Origin of the sequence: Mesorhizobium sp. M4B.F.Ca.ET.089.01.1.1 (assembly GCF_004022605.1) — a bacterium.
Classification (GTDB): Bacteria; Pseudomonadota; Alphaproteobacteria; order Rhizobiales; family Rhizobiaceae; genus Mesorhizobium; species Mesorhizobium abyssinicae.
In genome coordinates this window covers 14,106-31,800 of the sequence record NZ_RZOS01000023.1, presented here as the reverse complement: position 1 = coordinate 31,800, position 17,695 = coordinate 14,106, and the positions used below count along the sequence as shown (strand labels likewise).

Genomic DNA, 17,695 nt, shown 5'->3' with positions numbered 1-17,695 from the left:
ACCCCGGCCGATGCCTGGGCGCGCTTGCTGGCACCGAACGCCTGCGTCTGGACGCCCGCCAGGCCGCACGAGCCGATGGATCGCCAATTTCAGTTGCCTTGGAAGATCCGCTGCTGAAAGCCGCGGGACTTAGAAACGACACCTATGGAGAGGCCCTTCGCTTCTTCGAGCTCAGCGATTGGCAGTTGCACGAAATCGTCTGCAGCTGTCATGTCGGCGCCACCATGCAAGGCAAATGGGCCGCCGCCAGGGTGCGCAGGACCGTCAATGGCAGCCGCTTCCTGGCTTGGTTGAGGACCCTCCTCTTGCACTGAGTACTGCCGCGCTTGCCATTCAGGCGGCGACCGAAAGGGCAGCGCGGCCAGGCACGGCCGCCGACTGCAAACCATGACGCCTTGGCATCCACGGCACGGGGGAACGTTAGTATGCGGATCCGCCGCATCGTAGTCCTTGCGCTCAGGGAGCAGCTTCACCAGCTATTGTGCATGCCATCTCTAAAATCCAAAGCTCTGACCGGCGTGAATCTTGATCAGCCCGACCTGTTCGCCGCGGCCGATGATCTGCCAGAAGGGTTTCGCTATCAGGCGAACCTTGTCACGGCGGATGAAGAAGCGGACCTGCTGCGCCACCTTCAGAGGCTCCCTTTCCAGCCCTTCGATTTCCATGGCCACCTGGCAAATCGGCAGGTGATCGGTTTCGGCCTGCGCTACGACTACGATCGGCGCCAGGTGGTCGAGGCGCCCCCGATACCAGATTTCTTGATGACGCTAAGGCGCAAGGTCGCGACTTTCGTCGGGTTGCCGGAAAGCGCTTTCGAGCAGGTTCTGATCAACGAGTATCGACCGGGCGCGGGCATTGGCTGGCATCGCGACAAGCCGCATTTCGAGACGGTGGCCGGCGTATCTCTTCTTGCTCCCTGCAGCTTCCGACTCCGGCGCAAGAACGGCACGAAATGGGACCGCAAGACAATCATTGTCGAGCCGCGGTCGGCTTACCTCTTGAGCGGCCCGGCGCGCGATGAATGGGAGCACAGCATCCCGCCCCTGACCGAACACCGCTATTCGATTACTTTGCGAACCTTGCGCAAAAAGTGAATGCGCAATGGCAGACAACATTCGTCGCGATTGCTAGGCCACTACTCGATCTGCTCGAACGTGCACTGGCGCGGCGCCTTGTCGGGCCGCCAGCGCAAAAGCCTGGTTCCGTGGCGGAAACGGTCGCTGGTAATATGGTCGAAGCGCACCTCGACGACCAGTTCCGGCCGCACCGGCTCCCATTCGCCGCTGCGTTCCGTGCTCCAGCGGCTTGGCCCACCCGGCGCCTTGCCTGTGAAGCCGGGTCCGCCGCGCAATTCCTCCAGCTTCACGGTGACCGCCAGCCGCTCATCATTGCTGATGGTCGAGGTGAAGCCGACATGGTCGAGCAAGCCGTTGTCGTTATAGAGGCCCAGCAGCAGCGACCCGACCTGGCGCTTGCGGTTCAGGTAGCGGAACCCGCCAACCACGCAGTCTGCGGTGCGCAGCCGCTTGACCTTGACCATCGCACGCTCGCCGGGCCGATAGGGCTCGTCGAGCATCTTGGCGACGACCCCGTCGGTCGAACCGTGGCCTGCACCCTGCAGCCACTTGTTGGCCTCGGCGATACTCGTGGTTGCCGACGAAAGTCGCAGGGCAGCATTCTCCGCCCTGGTGACGAAATCTTCGGTTGCCGAGCGCCGTTCCCGCAACGGCCTTTCGAGGACGATCTTGCCTCCGGGCGCGGCAAGGGTATCGAAGAGGACTATCCGCGCAGGCGTTTGTCTGCTCAGCTTCCGGATACGGCTCTCTGCCGGGTGAAGCCGCATCTGCAGCGCGTCAAACGATGCGCGTCCTTCGATCTCGATTATGATCTCGCCGTCTACGACGAAATCCCGTGCTTCGACCTCGCCCAGAAGCGCCGTCAGTTCGGGAAAATAGCGGCCAAGCGGCTTGCCGGATTTCGCCCTGAGATCGACCGCCTTTCTTCCTTTGAAGGCAAGGCAGCGAAAGCCATCCCACTTGGGCTCATACTGCCAGATGCCGCTGCCCTCGGGCAGCGTGTCGGCGGTCCGGGCTTCCATCGGCGGCGTGTCCACAGTGAGCGGAAACTCATAATCGGATTCCGCTACCATCGCTCTTCCGTGTCGTGATGCGGCAAGTCGATGCCACAGCAAATCCAGGCAAGCCGCTGCGAGGACCCGTAATTGTATTGCGGTTCCAGACCTTCAGGATCGTCAAAGGTTCCGACATGCAGAGCGACTTCGTCCTCGGCGGCGGCGTAGGAAAGGGTCAACGGAGAACCGCATGCTCCGCAGAATCCCCTCCGGGCGATGGGTGAAGATGTGCGATAGGCAGGCTCCTCGCTGAGCCATGACAGGTTGGACGAGGACGTCCAGGCCAACACGGCGAAGGCGCTTCCGGTCGCGCGGCGGCACATGTCACAGTGACAGTAGTGAACGCGCGGATCGCCGGTCACTCGATAACGGATCCTGCCGCAGAGACATCCACCTGTTCGTTCGACGGCAGCGGTCGGGGAGGCAATCTCGACTGTGTCCATCTCGCTTGAACGTTCGAACGGAAATGTGGTTTCCGTCCTACGGTCACATCGAGCCATTCCATTGTGATGTTGGCGATGGATCGGAAAGACATCGCTAAAGAAGTAGCCGAGCGTCAATGTCCTGGGGGCGAAGAGAAATCAATCGCCTTCCGCCCCCGCCCGGGCGGAACCGCGTCGACCTATCTCTTCACTGAGGTCGTTCCTGTCGGCTGAATTTATGACACGAGGCGGAACCTTCGCGCCCCGGCAGCTTTACACTCCATGATGAACCAGGAGAGGCCAAACGCAAGCCTGGGATGCGATTAGATCGTCCCGCATTTCCAACCTCGATTGCGATGATGCAGCACACCGGCTTTGGTACGAGGGGCGACGCCAGCGTAGAAAGGCATATGATGCAGTTCTTCGTATTTCTTCACGACGTGGCCTCTCGTCGAGGGGACGGACTCCACCCCGAACTTGTGCATCTTTTCAGACATCAAGCTGCTTTGTCGGCGCAAGGCGTTGTGACGTTGCGACCCCTTGGCCGAGGTAGAAGCGAGCAGGCCGGTCCCAATCCACATAGGCTTTCGAAATGCACCCTGCCTAGCGATGTCATACCCTTCCCGGGAGGCCGAAATCCTTAGATCGGGATTCGTGATGTCCCTGATAGCCAGCTTCAGATCCGATCCAGGCAGATGGAGCCGCACCATGCACCCGTTGCCCATCTCTGAATGCTTCAAGCAGACACCATCCAAACTCGGGCTGGCCGGAGGATAATGTGCTGCCATGCCGCTGACTGTAGGCATTGTCGATGACGACTGCTATCGGGTTTGCCGTTCATGCCTGTTGTCGACCATGCTCGCCTTGGCTGCCTGTTCGTCGTCCGGACCCGTCGAGCAGGAATCAAAAATCGCGGCGTCGGCTTCGCAGACAGCGGTGATGGTCATGGACGCCTGGGCCGCCGGCGCGGCTCCTTCAAACTATGCCTCTGCCACATTGCAATCGACGGCCGCGGCGCTTGTCGAGGTCGGTCGTCAGATACAATCTGACAATCCTCCTGAATCCCCCAAGCGGCGCGAGGTCGTAACGGCGGTCGGTCAGCTGTCGGCTGCGGCCAAGGACGCTCAAGCGGGGGTAGAGGCTGGCAACCTGCGGCAAGTGAGTCAGGCGCGGCAGGAACTTCGGGCGGCCGCGGCGAACCTGGCCGCCGCCTATGCCAAATATTTCGCGCCGAAATCATGAAGAAGCTGCTCGAAATCTCGCTTGGTATCGTCACCAGCGTTGGCGGCTTTCTTGAAGTCGGATCAATGGCGACAGCCGCGCAAGCCGGCGCCACTTTCGGCTTGCGGCTGATCTGGGCAATCCTCCTCGGCACCATCTGCATCATCTTCCTGGTCGAGATGGCGGGCCGGTTCGCCGCCGTCAGCGGCCACACGATCGCCGACGGAATCCGCGAGAGGTTCGGCTTCAACACCTTCCTATGGCCGTTGCTGGCCACCTTGCTGGTCAATTTCATGGTGATGTCGGCAGAGATCGGCGGCGTTGCCATCGCGGCTGACCTTGCGACAGGGATCGGCTTTCAATGGTGGGCAATACCAGTGGCATTCCTGGCGTGGCTGTTCTTATGGAAAGGCACCTTCGGGTTCATCGAGAAGGGCGTGGCGGTCCTCGGTCTTGTCACGCTCTGCTTCGTGGTCGCGGCGGTGATGCTGAAGCCGGATTGGAAACAGGTTGCGGCTGGCGCCGTGCCGAGCTTGCCGGATCATGACGCTGAAAGCTACTGGTTCATGGCAGTCAGCATTCTGGGCGCGTCGATATCCCCCTACCTCTTCATGTTCTATTCCTCAGGCGCCGTCGAGGACCACTGGGACAAGACCTATCTCGGCACGAATCGCGCAATTGCGGGCCTCGGCATGAGCTTTGGTGGCACCATCTCGGTCAGTGTGCTGATCGTGGCCGCGCTGGTCTTAGGCGAGCACGGAGTTAACCAGGTCGATGATTATCATCAACTGCCACTGCTCCTGATCCCGATATTGGGGTTCTGGGGCTTTGTCCTTTTTGTCGCTTCGCTTGCCATAGCCTGTTTCGGCGCGGCGCTCGAAATCGCCCTGCAGCAGGCCTACCTCGTCGCGCAAGGCTTCGGCTGGACGTGGGGAGAAGACAGGAAACCACGCGAAGATCCCGGCTTCTGCAGCGTCTATACGATCTCGCTGCTTCTTGCCGCCATACCAATAGGCCTTGGCCTCGACCCGCTGAAACTCACGATCTTCTCCATGGCAGTCACGGCAGCCAGCCTGCCCCTGACCGTGGTGCCATTCCTCTTCCTGCTCAACGATGAACGTTATGTCGGCGACCATCGCAACGGCATGATTTCGAATGCCGCGGTGATCTTCGTCATTGCGCTGGGTTTCGTCCTTGCCGTGGTGGCCATACCCTTGCAGATATTCGGAGGCTCGTGATGGATCTGCTGCGCGATCTACTGGACAAACAGGTCGTCGACCGCAGGCAGGTCAAGATCGGAAAGGTGGACGGATTGGTGGCCGAGTTGAGGCACGGCAAACCGCCCAGGATCGTCGCGGTCGAGCTTGGCTCGATCACGCTGGCGCGCCGCCTTGGTTCGCGACCGGGACGCTGGGTGGCCTGGCTCGCGGCAAGACTTGGCGGCGAACGCCATGCCGAGCCGCACCGCATAGCGTGGAAGAAGGTGCGAAATATCGGTGTCGACATCGAAGTCGACGTTGATGTGCGGCGGACGGCGATCTTCGATTGGCAGGACTGGCTGCGCGATCACATTATCGGCCGCATTCCAGGAGCTTGACCATGGCCTCCGTCAACCTCGAACATCTTGCCGGTCGACGGGTGCTATCGCTGCGCGGCAAAAGCGTCGGTCACATTGAGGAGATACGCGCCGAGCGTGATGGTGACGATCTCGTCGTAACCGAATTCCACGTCGGCATTTTCGCTGCTTTCGAGCGCCTCTCTGCCTCGGCAATTGGCGTCGCGATGCTGGACTTGTTTGGCTTGCGCCACCGCGACTGCCTGTACCGCATTCCCTGGGAGAAGCTCGATATCTCCGATCCAACCAGACCTCGGCTGCGATGCACCCTCGAGCAACTTTCTCATATGAAGGCGGGAATTGACGGCAAGGGCAAGGCATGGTCGTCCAACAGCTTGCGGCACGTCATGGCGAGCTCAGTGTGGAAAATTGCTCTCACAGTTTTCCTATGTGCAAGCGGCGTTGGTACGGTCTTGTGGTACATGACCGGGGCGCAGCCCCCTTTCTCGAACCAGGATCAGCAATTTGAAGGCCCGGTCGATGTCGCGCATGGTGAGCTCGTCTTCGCGGCAGGGGATTGCGCTTCCTGTCATGCGACACCGGGGCAATCCGATCGCCTAAAGCTGGGCGGCGGGATGGCGCTCGCTTCACCATTCGGCACCTTTCGGCCTCCCAACATATCTCCCGATCCGGTGGATGGCATCGGCGCATGGACCGTCACCGACTTGGCAAATGCACTCCTCGGCGGCGTGTCGCCAGAGCGTCAACACTACTACCCTTCTTTTCCCTACACGAGCTTTACCAGCATGACGGCCGAGGACGTCAGGGACCTGCACGCCTATCTCAGGACGCTTCCCAAGGTTTCGGGGCGTGCGCCACCGCATGATCCTGCGATCCTGTTCGGCATCCGGCGGTCCATGGGCATTTGGAAAATGATGTTCTTTCGCCAAGGCACGACCTCTGCGCGCCTCGACGGAGATCCCGTGCATGATCGCGGCGCGTATCTCGTCGAGTCCGTCTCGCATTGCGCTGAGTGCCATTCGACCCGCAACGCTTTTGGCGCCATCAAGTCGGACACTCGATTTGCCGGTGGCATCGATCCTCAAGGAACGGGATTCGTGCCAAACATCACGCAGCACAGATTGAGCGGATGGACAGAGAACGACATCGCGACGATGCTCAAAACTGGGGAAACGCCCAGCCACGGTCGCGTCGGATCCTCGATGGCCGATGTGGTGACGAATACGGCAATGCTGCCTGACAGCGACCGCCAGGCGATTGCACGTTACATCAAACGTCTGCCACCGATTGCCACGCCGCGCCCTTGAAGCAATTCCAGGGAAAGCATGAAGTGACATTTCATCCGCTTCATTGTGCGTAGAGATACGCTGCGAGGTCTTTGGCTTCCTGTTGCGAGATACCGGTCGCCGGCATCGCAGTCCGCGGGGAGAAGCTCCGGGGCGAAACGATCCATGCGACAAGGTTGTCGGAATTGTTTTCCAGTACGCCCGCGATGTACAGCCGCTTCGACAGCCCAGTGAGAGGCGCGCCTGTCTGGCCGTCGGCTCCCGGTATCCCCTCAATAGTGTGGCAGCCGGAGCAGCCGTATCGTCGGAAGATTTCCGGTGCGCGTGCGGGATCGCCGTCGGTGATCGCTTTGGCTACGGCCGCCCGGCTGTGGTTGTCGCGCGCGATATTGATTGTGGCAAAAGCGGCCGATGCCGCGACGAGGGCAATGCCTATTAATGCGGTCCGGCCTGAGAGAGGTGTCGGCAGGTCAGGCATTTTGAGCTCTTCGTTCACTCGATCCCAGAATCCAGAGCGCAAGCATCGCCATTGCCGCCACCGCATAGATCGTGCCGGCGGGCACCCACATGATCATGCCCGCCAATTGCTGGTCTTCCAGAGGCGTCAGCCCCCAGGCCATAGCGGTGCGGGTCTGCGCGATGTAGAGCACGCGTGGAGCGAGAGCGATCAAGGCACCCAGAATACTCGTGTGAACCATGGTCGCGAACAGATGCCAGGCCGAGGCGCCGTAATCACTCCGCCAGATCATCGCCCACCAGAACAATATCGCTGTCACAAAGAAGCAAAGATGCTGGACGCGATGCAGGGCAGTGTTGGTGACGGCCGCGTCGAACAATACCGGCAGGTGCCAGGCCCAGATCGCGAAGCCATGAACGATGGTCGCATTCAAGGTGCCCGTACACCAGTCCCACGGACCGCGAACCAGGGGCGAACACATCCCTGATGCAGCCACGCGACGCGCTCGTCCTGGCAGCCCCCACATCAGGATGCCAACCGGGCGCGCAAGCACGATCAAAGGTGCCGAGACGGCCATGACCATCTCGTGCTCGATCATATGGAATGTATAAAGGTGCTCACCTAGCCAGTGAAGCGGCGACAGCAGCGCCGCCGCCAGTGTCAGCCAGCCGCTACAGTAGAGCAAAGCTCGCATGAGCATGCCGCCGGGTTGCCGCGCGCGCCGTGCCAGCCTTGTCACGCCCGCTCCGTAGAGTAGTGCAAGCATCGCAAGTGGCACGACGATCCACGGGTCAAACGTCCAGGGATAGCCAGAACCATGGGTCTCGTCGCCGTGCGCCATTGCCGGGGAAGCGATCATGAAGAAGAACAGTATGCGGATCAGCGCTGGCATGGGTCGAGCAGCATCGTGGCCGCCTCCTGCAACGACAACGCAAAGACAAACGCCAGTGCGACCAGGAAACCTGCGTCAACGACAAATCGCTTCGATTTGACCAATCCGTTTGACGTCACCCGAGATGCGGCGACGCCGGCGACCGACGCAACGAGAAGGATGCCGCACAAGGCGGCGGTCCAGGAAAAACTTTGCCGGCAATCGATGTAGGGTGTGATCTGCCCAAGCTGGGTGCTGAGCGCCCAGCTTATGGGCGGCACAAGGAGTCCAGCGTTTGGGAGCCAACTTTTGGTCAAAGCCGTGGAGCCCAATAGAGGCAGGCATACATTGGCAACCAGGTCGCCACGACGAAGTTCCAGTACATCACATTGTCACTGACATCCCCAAAGCGCCGCGGATTGTCGCCATGCCGCGAAAACATGAGGCAAGTCAGCACCAATGTCTCCACCAGATCGGTCAGGATGTGGGTGGTGTGCAGGCCGAGCATGACCCACACGATCGAGCCGTAGGCATTCTGATCCCACTGGATATGCATCGCCGGAAACTCGAAGGCACGCAGGACAAGCGGCGCTATTCCGATCAGGGACATGATGATCAGCCCGATACGCACCTTCCGCAAGTCCTGGTCACGCGCCCAGCGTGCCAACAAGATGTTCGGAAACAAGCTCGCCACCAGCAAAACCGTCAGCGTCGTCCCGGGGAGCAGATCGGGCGGCGGGGCATCCGGAGGCCAGCGTGGTGCCAGGCTCATGAGATAGAGGTAGACGACGATGGAAAGCGCAAAGCCAGTGGCTTCAATAAGCATGAATGCGAGCGTCCCCCACCAGGACAAGCTCGCGGTGCCGAGGCCATGCGGGGGAAGGTCCGTCAGGTCAAGCACCACGCCTTCCTTCATGACTCGTCCTCCGGCACGCCCTTGGGCCAGAACCAGCCAATGAGTGCAATCGCGATTGGTATCGATCCCCAGACCACCGCCCAAGGTGTGAATATCGACCAGATCAGCGTCGCGGTGGTGGCGATTGCCGCCAATAGCGGCCAGATCGAATCCCCGGATGACGCTTCACGCGCCTCCGGGGTCGCTTCAACGATGCTGCTGACCAACAGCTCACGACGGTCGACGCGCAGGCCCGCAGCAACGGGAAGGACATCTCGGCGGTCCGACAGGGGATCAAGGCCGCCGACCACCGGTAGCCGGGCGAAGTTGTACGGCGGTGGTGGGGACGAGGTGGCCCATTCGAGCGTCGAGGCCTCCCAAGGGTTGGACGACGCGACGGCGCCTGTCCTCGCACTGCGTATGACGTCGATGAAAAACAAAAGAAAGCCGCCAGCAAGGATGACCGCGCTGAGGCTGATGAACATATTCAGGCCGGACCATGGCATCTCTGGCTGGTAGGTGTAGATCCGGCGCGGCATGCCCTGCAGGCCGAGGATATGCATGGGAAAAAAAGTCAGGTTGAAGCCCACGAAGATCAGGCCGAACACCCAGCGTCCGAGTGTCTCGCTCATCAACCGCCCAGTCAGCTTCGGGAACCAGTAGTAGAGCGCACCGAGCAAAGGAAAGACCGCGCCGCCGACCAGGACGTAGTGAAAATGCGCGACGACGAAATAGGTGTCGTGGACTTGGGTGTCGAACGGCACAGACGCCACCATCACTCCGGTCAGACCACCGATGACGAAGGTGACGATGAACCCGATTGCGAACAAGAATGGCGTCTTGAAGATCGGTCTGCCTGCCCATATCGTCGCGAGCCAACAGAATATCTGCAGTCCCGCCGGAACCGCGATCGCCATGCTCGAGGCGGTGAAAAAGCTCTCTCCCAACCGGGGAAGGCCGGCGACGAACATATGATGGACCCAAAGCCCAAAGGCCAGGATACCCGTGGCGATCAATGCCATCACCATGGCCAGATGGCCGAACACCGGCCGACGCGTAAACGTCGCGACGATTGTCGATACCATCCCCACCGCCGGCAGGAAGATGATGTAAACCTCCGGGTGTCCGAAAAACCAGAACAGGTGTTGCCATAGCAGTACATCGCCGCCTTCGGCCGGATTGAAGAAATGTGTCTCGACCAGTCGGTCGAGAATAAGGGCCGTGCTTGCGACCATGATCGCCGGCATCGCCAGGATGACAACAAACGACGTGACCAGCATCGACCAGACGAACAACGGGATACGGTCGAGAGACATTCCTGGCGCGCGGTGCTTGAAGACAGTCACGACGATCTCGACGGCTACCGCAAGCGCGGAGACTTCGGTGAAGGTGATCATCTGCGCCCAGATGTCGGCCCGCTTTCCAGCCGCATATTGGGGACCGGAGAGCGGGACATAGGCGAACCAGCCGACATCCGGTCCCGTATCGAGCACAAAGGCGATCCATAGAAGCAAACCGCCGGCGAGATACATCCAATAAGAGAATGCATTGAGACGCGGAAAGGCGACGTTTCTGGTCCCAACCATCAAGGGCACGAGGTAGACCGCCATCGCCTGCATGACGGGCACAGCGAAGAGGAACATCATGTTCGTGCCGTGCATGGTGAAAATCTGGTTGTAGCGATCGGGCCCGATGAAGCGAGCTTCGGGTTGCGCCAGTTGCAATCGCATTAGCAGGGACAGCAATCCGCCAAGCGCCAGGAAGACAAAGGCAGTGGTGATGTAGCGTCGGCCGATGACTTTGTGATCGACCGTGGCAAGGGCACCCCACACGCCCGGCGTTGTCGACCAGATCGCCGCAAGTCGACGGTCGATTTCAGCAGCGTCGAATGCTGTGTCACGAAGCGCGCCGGCATTTCTTGACGTCATTTCAGGCTCTCCATGTAGGCGGAGATATTTTGCAGCTCGACGCTGGTCAGCGGCACCATCGGCATGTTGTTCCCGGGTTTGAGCGTCTGGGGATCGGCAATCCAGGCCGCCAACGAACCACGCGTGGTTTCCAGCAGCCCGGCCGCGATCGTCTGACGCCCGCCGACGTGAGTGAGGTCTGGTCCGGTCGTGCCTTTGGCTGCCGTACCGCGTACCGTGTGGCAGGCCGAACAGGGCTTGGCCAGAAAAGCCACTTGCCCAGCGGCCGCATCCGGATCGGCCGGCGTCAACGCATCACCACGTTGCACCGCAGCCCAGCGTTCAAAGTCGGCCGGCGCCTCGGCGATCACCAGGACTGCCATGTGGCTGTGCTGCAAGCCGCAGAATTCCGCGCATTGGCCCCGATACGCCCCGGGCTTTTCGGCACGCAGCAGCAAACTGTTGGACCGGCCCGGGACAACGTCTTGCTTTCCGGCGAGGCTTGGCACCCAGAACGAATGGATGACATCGACGCCTTCAAGCCGGACCTGGACATCCGTCCCCACGGGGATGTGGATTTCGTTGGCCGTCTGAAAGCCGGGCGAAGCATCGGAGCCGGCGTAGAATACCTGCCACCACCATTGCTGTCCCCGCACCGTGATCGTGAGGGCCGCGCTGCCCGGAACACCAATGTTGCGGGTGGTGTAGAAGCTCGCAATCGTCAGACCGGCGATGATGACAACGCTGGCCGCGACCGCGGCGGACACCACTGTCGTCAGCCGGCCCTCGGAGCTTGCGTCTTCCGCTCCGGCGCGGCGGCTCCGCAGGAGCGCCAAGCCAAGCACGACGATCACCACGATCCAGATCACCGTGCACACGGCGACTATACCGATGATCAGGTGTTCGACATGAATTGCAGGACCGCCGTGCGGATCAAGCGCGGACTGCTTGCCGCTGCAGGCAGATGCAACAGCCATGATTGAAAGCAGAATAAGGCGAACATTTCTCAAGGCGAGGGTCCCTGATCCGGGTGGACGCCTACTGGTCCCTCGTCGAAAAGGATTATCGCCGGACCGCGATTCTCGGCCGGGCGAGTTTGTTTGTCGTCGTTGCGACTGGGTGCCGCCACCTTCGGGCTGTAGGAACCGATCGTCTGGACATATCCCGCAAGCTGCCAAATTTGCTCGATGGTCAGGCGGTCGCGAAACGCGGGCATACCGTGCGGGCGGCCGTCACGAATGGAAGCCACGATGGAAACCATCTCAGGCCCATAAAGCCACCAGCCATCGAGGAAGGACGGACCGACCCCGCCGCGACCGTCACCATGACAGGTACCGCAACCGAACCAGGCATAAAGCCGCTTGCCCTGGCTTAGATTGTAGGCGTCAGCCTCGTATGGCTTGCCAAGTGCGAAATAGCTCTCGGGCGGCGTGCCCCCGATGCCGTTGGACATGAGGCGGAACCGGTCGAGATCAGCTGCAACCGGCGGTTCGAAACGGAGCTCTCTTGGCTGCCGCAAATAGCCAAGCACCCCACCTGCGCTGGCGAGGGACAGGAGAACCGCAACCGCCAGGACCGACTTCGCAATGCTGAAAACCCTCTCTGTCAAGCGTTCCTCTGCCCTGGGGGGTCATCCAAGGGAGTTAGGTGTGATCGGCTGAGACGGACTGGCAAAAGCTTGTAGGACGGCGTCTTCGACTTCGGGTCGTGATGCGCCAAGGGAAAGAGCGGGTTGGTTTCGGGATAATACGCCCCGCAACAGCCCTTCGGGATATTGTAGGGAACGATCTTCAGACCGGTGACCGTGCGGGCGACATTGTCATCGATCGCCGTGGTCACATCGACGATCTCGCCATCGGCGAAGCCTAGTCGGAGGATGTCTTCCCCGTTCATGAATATAATTCGGCGCGTGCCTTCAACGCCGCGAAAGCGGTCACTGTAGCCGTAGATCGTGGTGTTGAACTGATCGTTGGATCGCAGCGTTGCAAGGTGCAGAACCTCGGCCCTGCCAGAGGTTGAGAATTCAGGAAAGAGTTTGGCTGGCGTGATGAAATTTGCCTTTCCGCTTTTGGTCACCCACTTGCGTTCGCGTGCCGGCAGCGGCCTGGCAAAGCCACCCGGTTTGAACATCCGCTCGTTGAAGTCCTTGAAGGTTTCCGGGTACGTCCGCTCGATGGCGTTTCGTATCTCGGCGTAGTTGCCGACCCAGGCGTCCCACGGAACCTTGGTTTCGCCGAGCGAGGCCTTGGCTATCCCGGCGATGATTGCAGGCTCCGATAGCAGCGCGGTACTGGCGGGCCTAGCTTTGCCGCGCGATCCGTGGAAATGGGCAATGGAACTTTCGATGGACACGGCCTGCGGTCCCGTCGCTTGCTGGTCGAGTTCGATGCGACCGAGGCAGGGCAGGAGATATGCAATCTCGCCATGCAATACGTGGCTGCGGTTAAGCTTGGTCGCGATCTGCACGCTCAGACGCAGTTTGCGCCACCCCTCTTCCATGGCGGCGGTATCAGGCACCGCTTTCAAGAAGTTCCCGCCAAGGCCGATGAAGGCGCGGGACTGGCCGTTCATGATGGCTTCGCAGGTTTCGACTGTGGTTCGGCCCGTCCAGCGCGGCGGCTCGAACCCGTAAAGTTCGGAAAGCTTGTCCAGCGGCGCCAGCCCGGGCTTTTCGGTGATCCCGACGGTGCGTTGTCCCTGAACATTGGAATGGCCGCGTACGGCGCAGATATTGGCTCCAGGCTTGCCAATGTTCCCCCGCAGGAGTGCGAGATTGCAAACCATATGGACGTTCTGGACACCCATGAGGTGCTGCGTCAGCCCCATGCCGTATACCATCATGACGGCATCGGATTTCGCATAGGTGGCCGCTGCTTGCATCATCTGGTCGCGGCTGAGCCCGGATACACGCTCCAATTCGCTCCATTTGTGATCGCGGGCAGCTTGGGCAAATTCCTCGAATCCGGCAGTATGCTGCTTGATGAAATCATGATCGAGCACGTGCTTTTTGTCGGCTGAAGCCATCGAGGCGGCGAAAGCGACCATCGCCGCATTGTTCGGGTCCTTCGGCTTGCCGTCCTCTCCCGCCACGCGCCTGTCTCCAGATGCCTTCAGGGCGTCGTCGGCTTCGATGAGCGCCTTGCAGACGCCGAACAACGCCGCGATGTCGCCGCCATTGTTGACCTGATAATATTCCGAGGAAATCTGCGTCTCTTTACCGGTCAGCATCTGGGCTGGCGACTGCGGGTTGACGAAGCGTTCCAAGCCGCGTTCGCGCAGCAGATTGAAGGTAATGATCTTCACGCCACGATTGACGGCATCCTGAAGGTCGTGGAGCAGGCGAGGTGACGACGTACCCACGTTTTGCGCGATATAGAAAATACAGTCCGTGTTTTCGAAGTCCGACAAAATAGCCGTGCCGACAGAGGCGCCGATGCTTTCTGGAAGCGCCACCGAGGAGCTCTCGTGGCACATGTTGGAGCTGTCAGGCAGGTTGTTGCTGCCGTACATGCGCGCGAACAACTGGTACATGTAGCTCGCTTCGAGCGACGCTCGGCCGGAGGTGTAGAGGTCGACCTGATGCGGATCGAGCGCGCGAAGCTCCCTGCCGATTTCGTCGAACGCCTCGGACCAGGCCACCGGCAAATACTTGTCACTGGCCGCGTCCCAGCGCAGCGGTTGGGTCAGCCGGCCTTGTTCCTCCAGATCATGATCTGGCCAGAGCTCCAGCTCGCTCAGCGGCTTTCCGGCGAAGAATGCGGTGTCGGCCCTGCGAGAGGTGATTTCCCACGCGGTCGCCTTCGCGCCGTTTTCGCAGAATTCGAGTGGATGCGGTTGTGAAGGTTTTGCCCAGGCGCAACTGACACACATGTAGCCTTCCGGCCGGTTCTGGGTCGAAAGCAATCTTGGTCCTTTCAAGGGGACGCGTTCTCTCAAAATGATCGCAGCCACGGATTTGGCTGAACCCCAGCCGCCGGCCGGCCCGCTGTAGGGCTTGGAAATGGCCGAGCTAGTCTTTAATGTCATTTTAACCCCATCTGCCTGAGGCACGGCCAGGCTTCTCCTCAAGCGGAGTGGTGATTGATGTCCTGCGCCGACTTGCGTCGAGCTCCCCGGCGCCCCTGGCCTGGTATAGCGTTCACGAGGAAGCTCGCGTGCAGCGGGGCGTACGCCTCTGGGTTTTTCATAACCCGCCTTCTCAGGTCTCCGAACCTATGTTCCAAGCGTCCCAGATAACGCAAGCGCGCCGCACACGTTCCCGCGAGCCAGGTAGGCGGCGGGACGAGAGATCAACGTGCCGATCGAGGTGAGCACGCTCATAGATTGGGTGATTTGCCATCACCAAGAACCTTCGACTGCGACGCAGGTTCCCCGAGGAGATTTCGTGGACATCGGTCGCATTGGCTAGTCAGCTAGGCGCAGGACGGCTAGTGCCGTCGACGCAGGGGCAAGCGGCTTCCGACGAGACCGGCTGCCCCCGCGGATCCCAAAGCCTCTTGCGCTCCATTCAACGAAAAACTCGACGTGCTCGAGATGCGAGACCTTTCCGCAGGTCTGGAGTTTTCAGGAACCTAGTGTGCACCCCGGCATTGAGAGAGTTCAACCTGCTCCTCGATCCTTGGGAAAATCACAATGGTAAAGACGGCAAAACGGCCCTCAGGCAAGTCCGCGATAATCCATGACCAAAAGCTTGTGCGGGGCAATGGGGGAGAGCTTCACCAGATCGCAGGGGATGACAACGCAGTGCTCACCACTGCGCAGGGCGGCTTGGTCTCGGATGACCAGAACTCGCTGAGGATCGGCGAGCGGGGGCCGACGGTCCTGGAAGATTTCCACTTCCGCGAGAAGATTTTCCACTTCGACCACGAGCGGATTCCCGAGCGTGTCGTGCATGCTCGTGGCTACGGCGCGCACGGCTATTTCGAAACCTATGACTCGCTCGCCAAATACACCCGCGCCGACATCTTTCAGCGCGCCGGCGAGAAGACGCCGGCCTTCGTCCGGTTCTCCACCGTTGCCGGATCCAAGGGCTCGTTCGATCTGGCGCGCGACGTCCGGGGCTTCGCGGTCAAGCTCTACACCAAAGAAGGGAACTGGGACATCGTCGGCAATAACATCCCGGTCTTCTTCATCCAGGACGCCATCAAGTTTCCGGACATGGTGCATGCCGTCAAGGAGGAGCCGGACCGGGCCTTTCCCCAAGCCCAGTCCGCGCATGACAATTTCTGGGATTTTATTTCGCTGACGCCCGAATCCATGCACATGATCATGTGGGTGATGTCGGATCGCGCTATCCCGCGCTCCTTCCGATTCATGGAAGGGTTCGGGGTGCACACCTTTCGCTTCCTGAACGCGAAGGATGAGTCGACCTTCGTCAAGTTTCACTGGAAGCCGAAGCTTGGCCTGCAGTCGGTGGTCTGGAACGAGGCCGTGAAGATCAACGGCGCCGATCCGGATTTCCATCGCCGCGATCTGTGGCAGGCAATCCAGTCGGGCAATTTCCCTGAGTGGGAGCTGCGGGTTCAGCTCTTCGACCAGGCCTTCGCCGACAGTTTCGCTTTTGACGTCCTGGATCCGACGAAGATCATTCCGGAGGAAGAGCTCGAGCCAATTCCTGTCGGTCGCCTCGTTCTCGACCGCATGCCGGACAATTTCTTTGCCGAGACCGAGCAGGTAGCATTCATGACGCAAAACGTTCCACCTGGCGTCGACTTCTCGAACGACCCGCTGCTTCAGGGGCGGAACTTCTCGTATCTGGACACGCAGCTGAAACGCCTTGGCAGTGCGAACTTCACCCATATTCCGATCAATGCGCCCAAATGTCCTTTCCACCACTTCCAGCAAGATGGGCATATGGCAATGCGCAACCCTGTTGGCCGGGCGAACTACCAGCCGAACTCTTTCGGAGAAGGACCCAGGGAGTCACCACAGCGCGGATTTCGGTCTTTTGCGGACGCGGAGGAAGGCCAGAAAGTCCGCCTGCGGGCGGAAAGTTTCGCCGATCACTACAGCCAGGCGCGGCAATTCTTCAACAGCCAGACGCCACCCGAACAACGTCACATCGCAATGGCTTTGACCTTCGAACTGAGCAAGGTGGAGACCCCAGTCATCCGCGAGCGGATGGTCTCGCATCTCCTCAATATCGACGAAGGATTGGGCGTGACCGTCGCTGGCAAGCTCGGCATACAAGAAATGCCCAAGCCGGCGGATGCCGCTGTCGTGCCAAGGGACGATCTCGAACCCTCACCGGCGCTCAGCATAATCGAGAATGGGCCAGACAGTTTCGCGGGACGCAAGGTCGGCGTGCTGGTGAGTTCCGGCACCGATGCCGCGTTGCTGAAGAAGCTGCAATCGGCGATTGAGAAGGAAGGTGCGACGATAGAGGTGGTTGCCCCGAAAGTCGGCGGTGTCGAAGCCGGGGATGGAAGCTGGATCGAAGCCAGGCATATGATCGACGGAGGACCCTCCGTCCTGTTCGATGCCATAGCTGTCCTGTTGTCGGAAGAGGGAGCAGATCGGCTAGCCAGAGAGTCAGCAGCGCGGGACTTCGTGGCGGACGCCTTTGCTCATCTCAAGTTCATCGCCTTTGTCCAGTCTTCCTCCCCGCTTTTTGTCAAAGCCGGGGTTGCAACCGACGCAGACGAAGGGCTGATATCGCTCGACGGAGTGAGCGGGATAAACACGTTCGTGCAATCCTGCCGGAGACTGCGTCTCTGGGGGAGGGAACCGGCCGTCAAGCTCTAGAAGAGGGTGGGGACGACTGTTGTCTCGGTGAGACCTTCCCTGCATCTCAGCTCAGAAACAGTTCCCTCGGCATCCACTTGGGCACCACCGAAGCGGCACGGTAAGCGCCTTGGCCAGGGCGCTAGCGACCCCGCGCGCGGCTCGGCGGATGAGTCGCAGGAATCGATCTCGCTAATTTAGTGAAA

The 17,695-nt window shown here is 60.4% G+C and carries 17 protein-coding genes; 7 read left to right on the top strand and 10 right to left on the bottom strand.

From position 1 onward, the window contains the following. Nucleotides 1–314, top strand: a 314-nt coding sequence (locus EN780_RS39690) for a hypothetical protein (protein WP_210215024.1), incomplete at its 5' end; no start/stop codon positions are given. Between the two features lie 171 nt (nucleotides 315–485). Beyond that, entirely contained in the window at nucleotides 486–1,094 is a 609-nt protein-coding gene (locus EN780_RS04415; RefSeq protein WP_127284517.1) for an alpha-ketoglutarate-dependent dioxygenase AlkB, read from the top strand. Nucleotides 1,095–1,135: 41 nt separating this feature from the next. On the opposite strand, the gene EN780_RS04410 is transcribed toward EN780_RS04415, so the two are convergent. Together EN780_RS04410 and EN780_RS04405 are read right to left on the bottom strand one after the other, a co-directional pair. Then, the gene (locus EN780_RS04410) at nucleotides 1,136–2,149 is read right to left on the bottom strand and encodes an ATP-dependent DNA ligase (protein WP_127284502.1); all 1,014 of its coding nucleotides are present in this window, start codon (nucleotides 2,147–2,149) and stop codon (nucleotides 1,136–1,138) included. After that, complete coding sequence (locus EN780_RS04405; RefSeq protein WP_245499870.1) at nucleotides 2,143–2,493, bottom strand: GFA family protein; 351 nt, start codon at nucleotides 2,491–2,493, stop codon at nucleotides 2,143–2,145. Before EN780_RS04405 ends, EN780_RS04410 begins: the two co-directional genes overlap by 7 nt. 846 nt (nucleotides 2,494–3,339) lie before the next feature. Between EN780_RS04405 and EN780_RS04400 the strand changes: the two genes are divergently transcribed. From EN780_RS04400 to EN780_RS38690, 4 genes are all read left to right on the top strand, one after another. Next, a complete protein-coding gene (locus tag EN780_RS04400) occupies nucleotides 3,340–3,795 on the top strand; it encodes a hypothetical protein (RefSeq protein WP_127287306.1) in 456 nt (151 codons plus the stop codon). Further along, a complete protein-coding gene (locus tag EN780_RS04395) occupies nucleotides 3,792–5,012 on the top strand; it encodes an Nramp family divalent metal transporter (protein WP_128272318.1) in 1,221 nt (406 codons plus the stop codon). Before EN780_RS04400 ends, EN780_RS04395 begins: the two co-directional genes overlap by 4 nt. Then, nucleotides 5,012–5,371, top strand: a complete 360-nt coding sequence (locus EN780_RS04390; RefSeq protein ID WP_127391128.1) for a hypothetical protein — start codon at nucleotides 5,012–5,014, stop codon at nucleotides 5,369–5,371. Before EN780_RS04395 ends, EN780_RS04390 begins: the two co-directional genes overlap by 1 nt. Nucleotides 5,372–5,811: 440 nt before the next feature. After that, nucleotides 5,812–6,657, top strand: coding sequence for a cytochrome c (locus tag EN780_RS38690; RefSeq protein WP_245493267.1), 846 nt, complete (start codon nucleotides 5,812–5,814; stop codon nucleotides 6,655–6,657). Between the two features lie 40 nt (nucleotides 6,658–6,697). On the opposite strand, the gene EN780_RS04380 is transcribed toward EN780_RS38690, so the two are convergent. From EN780_RS04380 to EN780_RS04350, 8 genes are all read right to left on the bottom strand, one after another. Continuing rightward, nucleotides 6,698–7,114, bottom strand: a complete 417-nt coding sequence (locus tag EN780_RS04380) for a c-type cytochrome (protein WP_128272316.1) — start codon at nucleotides 7,112–7,114, stop codon at nucleotides 6,698–6,700. Continuing rightward, nucleotides 7,107–7,952: a cytochrome c oxidase assembly protein gene (locus EN780_RS04375; RefSeq protein WP_245493266.1), complete on the bottom strand. Its 846-nt coding sequence runs from the start codon at nucleotides 7,950–7,952 to the stop codon at nucleotides 7,107–7,109. Before EN780_RS04375 ends, EN780_RS04380 begins: the two co-directional genes overlap by 8 nt. 20 nt (nucleotides 7,953–7,972) lie before the next feature. Continuing rightward, a complete protein-coding gene (locus EN780_RS38525) occupies nucleotides 7,973–8,155 on the bottom strand; it encodes a hypothetical protein (RefSeq protein ID WP_135927838.1) in 183 nt (60 codons plus the stop codon). Nucleotides 8,156–8,277: 122 nt separating this feature from the next. Next, nucleotides 8,278–8,880: a cytochrome c oxidase subunit 3 gene (locus EN780_RS04370; protein ID WP_127391131.1), complete on the bottom strand. Its 603-nt coding sequence runs from the start codon at nucleotides 8,878–8,880 to the stop codon at nucleotides 8,278–8,280. After that, nucleotides 8,877–10,787: a cytochrome c oxidase subunit I gene (gene ctaD / locus EN780_RS04365; RefSeq protein ID WP_128272314.1), complete on the bottom strand. Its 1,911-nt coding sequence runs from the start codon at nucleotides 10,785–10,787 to the stop codon at nucleotides 8,877–8,879. Before ctaD ends, EN780_RS04370 begins: the two co-directional genes overlap by 4 nt. Continuing rightward, complete coding sequence (gene coxB / locus EN780_RS04360) at nucleotides 10,784–11,743, bottom strand: cytochrome c oxidase subunit II (RefSeq protein WP_128272326.1); 960 nt, start codon at nucleotides 11,741–11,743, stop codon at nucleotides 10,784–10,786. The genes ctaD and coxB overlap by 4 nt, the downstream gene beginning before the upstream one ends. Before the next feature lie 29 nt (nucleotides 11,744–11,772). Continuing rightward, on the bottom strand, nucleotides 11,773–12,321 hold the full coding sequence (locus tag EN780_RS04355) for a cytochrome c (protein WP_127282315.1): 549 nt from the start codon (nucleotides 12,319–12,321) through the stop codon (nucleotides 11,773–11,775). A gap of 50 nt (nucleotides 12,322–12,371) precedes the next feature. Continuing rightward, nucleotides 12,372–14,792, bottom strand: a complete 2,421-nt coding sequence (locus EN780_RS04350) for an FdhF/YdeP family oxidoreductase (RefSeq protein WP_128272324.1) — start codon at nucleotides 14,790–14,792, stop codon at nucleotides 12,372–12,374. 606 nt (nucleotides 14,793–15,398) lie between these two features. Here EN780_RS04350 and EN780_RS04345 point away from each other — a divergent pair. After that, the gene (locus EN780_RS04345) at nucleotides 15,399–17,510 is read left to right on the top strand and encodes a catalase (protein ID WP_128272312.1); all 2,112 of its coding nucleotides are present in this window, start codon (nucleotides 15,399–15,401) and stop codon (nucleotides 17,508–17,510) included. Nucleotides 17,511–17,695 lie beyond the last annotated feature (185 nt).

Coding starts and splice junctions, on each gene's coding strand:
- EN780_RS04415 (WP_127284517.1), top strand. CDS start 486: ATGCCATCTCTAAAATCCAAAGCTCTGACCGGCGTGAATCTTGATCAG.
- EN780_RS04410 (WP_127284502.1), bottom strand. CDS start 2,149: ATGGTAGCGGAATCCGATTATGAGTTTCCGCTCACTGTGGACACGCCG.
- EN780_RS04400 (WP_127287306.1), top strand. CDS start 3,340: ATGCCGCTGACTGTAGGCATTGTCGATGACGACTGCTATCGGGTTTGC.
- EN780_RS04395 (WP_128272318.1), top strand. CDS start 3,792: ATGAAGAAGCTGCTCGAAATCTCGCTTGGTATCGTCACCAGCGTTGGC.
- EN780_RS04390 (WP_127391128.1), top strand. CDS start 5,012: ATGGATCTGCTGCGCGATCTACTGGACAAACAGGTCGTCGACCGCAGG.
- EN780_RS38690 (WP_245493267.1), top strand. CDS start 5,812: ATGACCGGGGCGCAGCCCCCTTTCTCGAACCAGGATCAGCAATTTGAA.
- EN780_RS04380 (WP_128272316.1), bottom strand. CDS start 7,114: ATGCCTGACCTGCCGACACCTCTCTCAGGCCGGACCGCATTAATAGGC.
- EN780_RS04375 (WP_245493266.1), bottom strand. CDS start 7,952: ATGATCGCTTCCCCGGCAATGGCGCACGGCGACGAGACCCATGGTTCT.
- EN780_RS04370 (WP_127391131.1), bottom strand. CDS start 8,880: ATGAAGGAAGGCGTGGTGCTTGACCTGACGGACCTTCCCCCGCATGGC.
- ctaD (WP_128272314.1), bottom strand. CDS start 10,787: ATGACGTCAAGAAATGCCGGCGCGCTTCGTGACACAGCATTCGACGCT.
- coxB (WP_128272326.1), bottom strand. CDS start 11,743: ATGGCTGTTGCATCTGCCTGCAGCGGCAAGCAGTCCGCGCTTGATCCG.
- EN780_RS04350 (WP_128272324.1), bottom strand. CDS start 14,792: ATGACATTAAAGACTAGCTCGGCCATTTCCAAGCCCTACAGCGGGCCG.
- EN780_RS04345 (WP_128272312.1), top strand. CDS start 15,399: ATGGTAAAGACGGCAAAACGGCCCTCAGGCAAGTCCGCGATAATCCAT.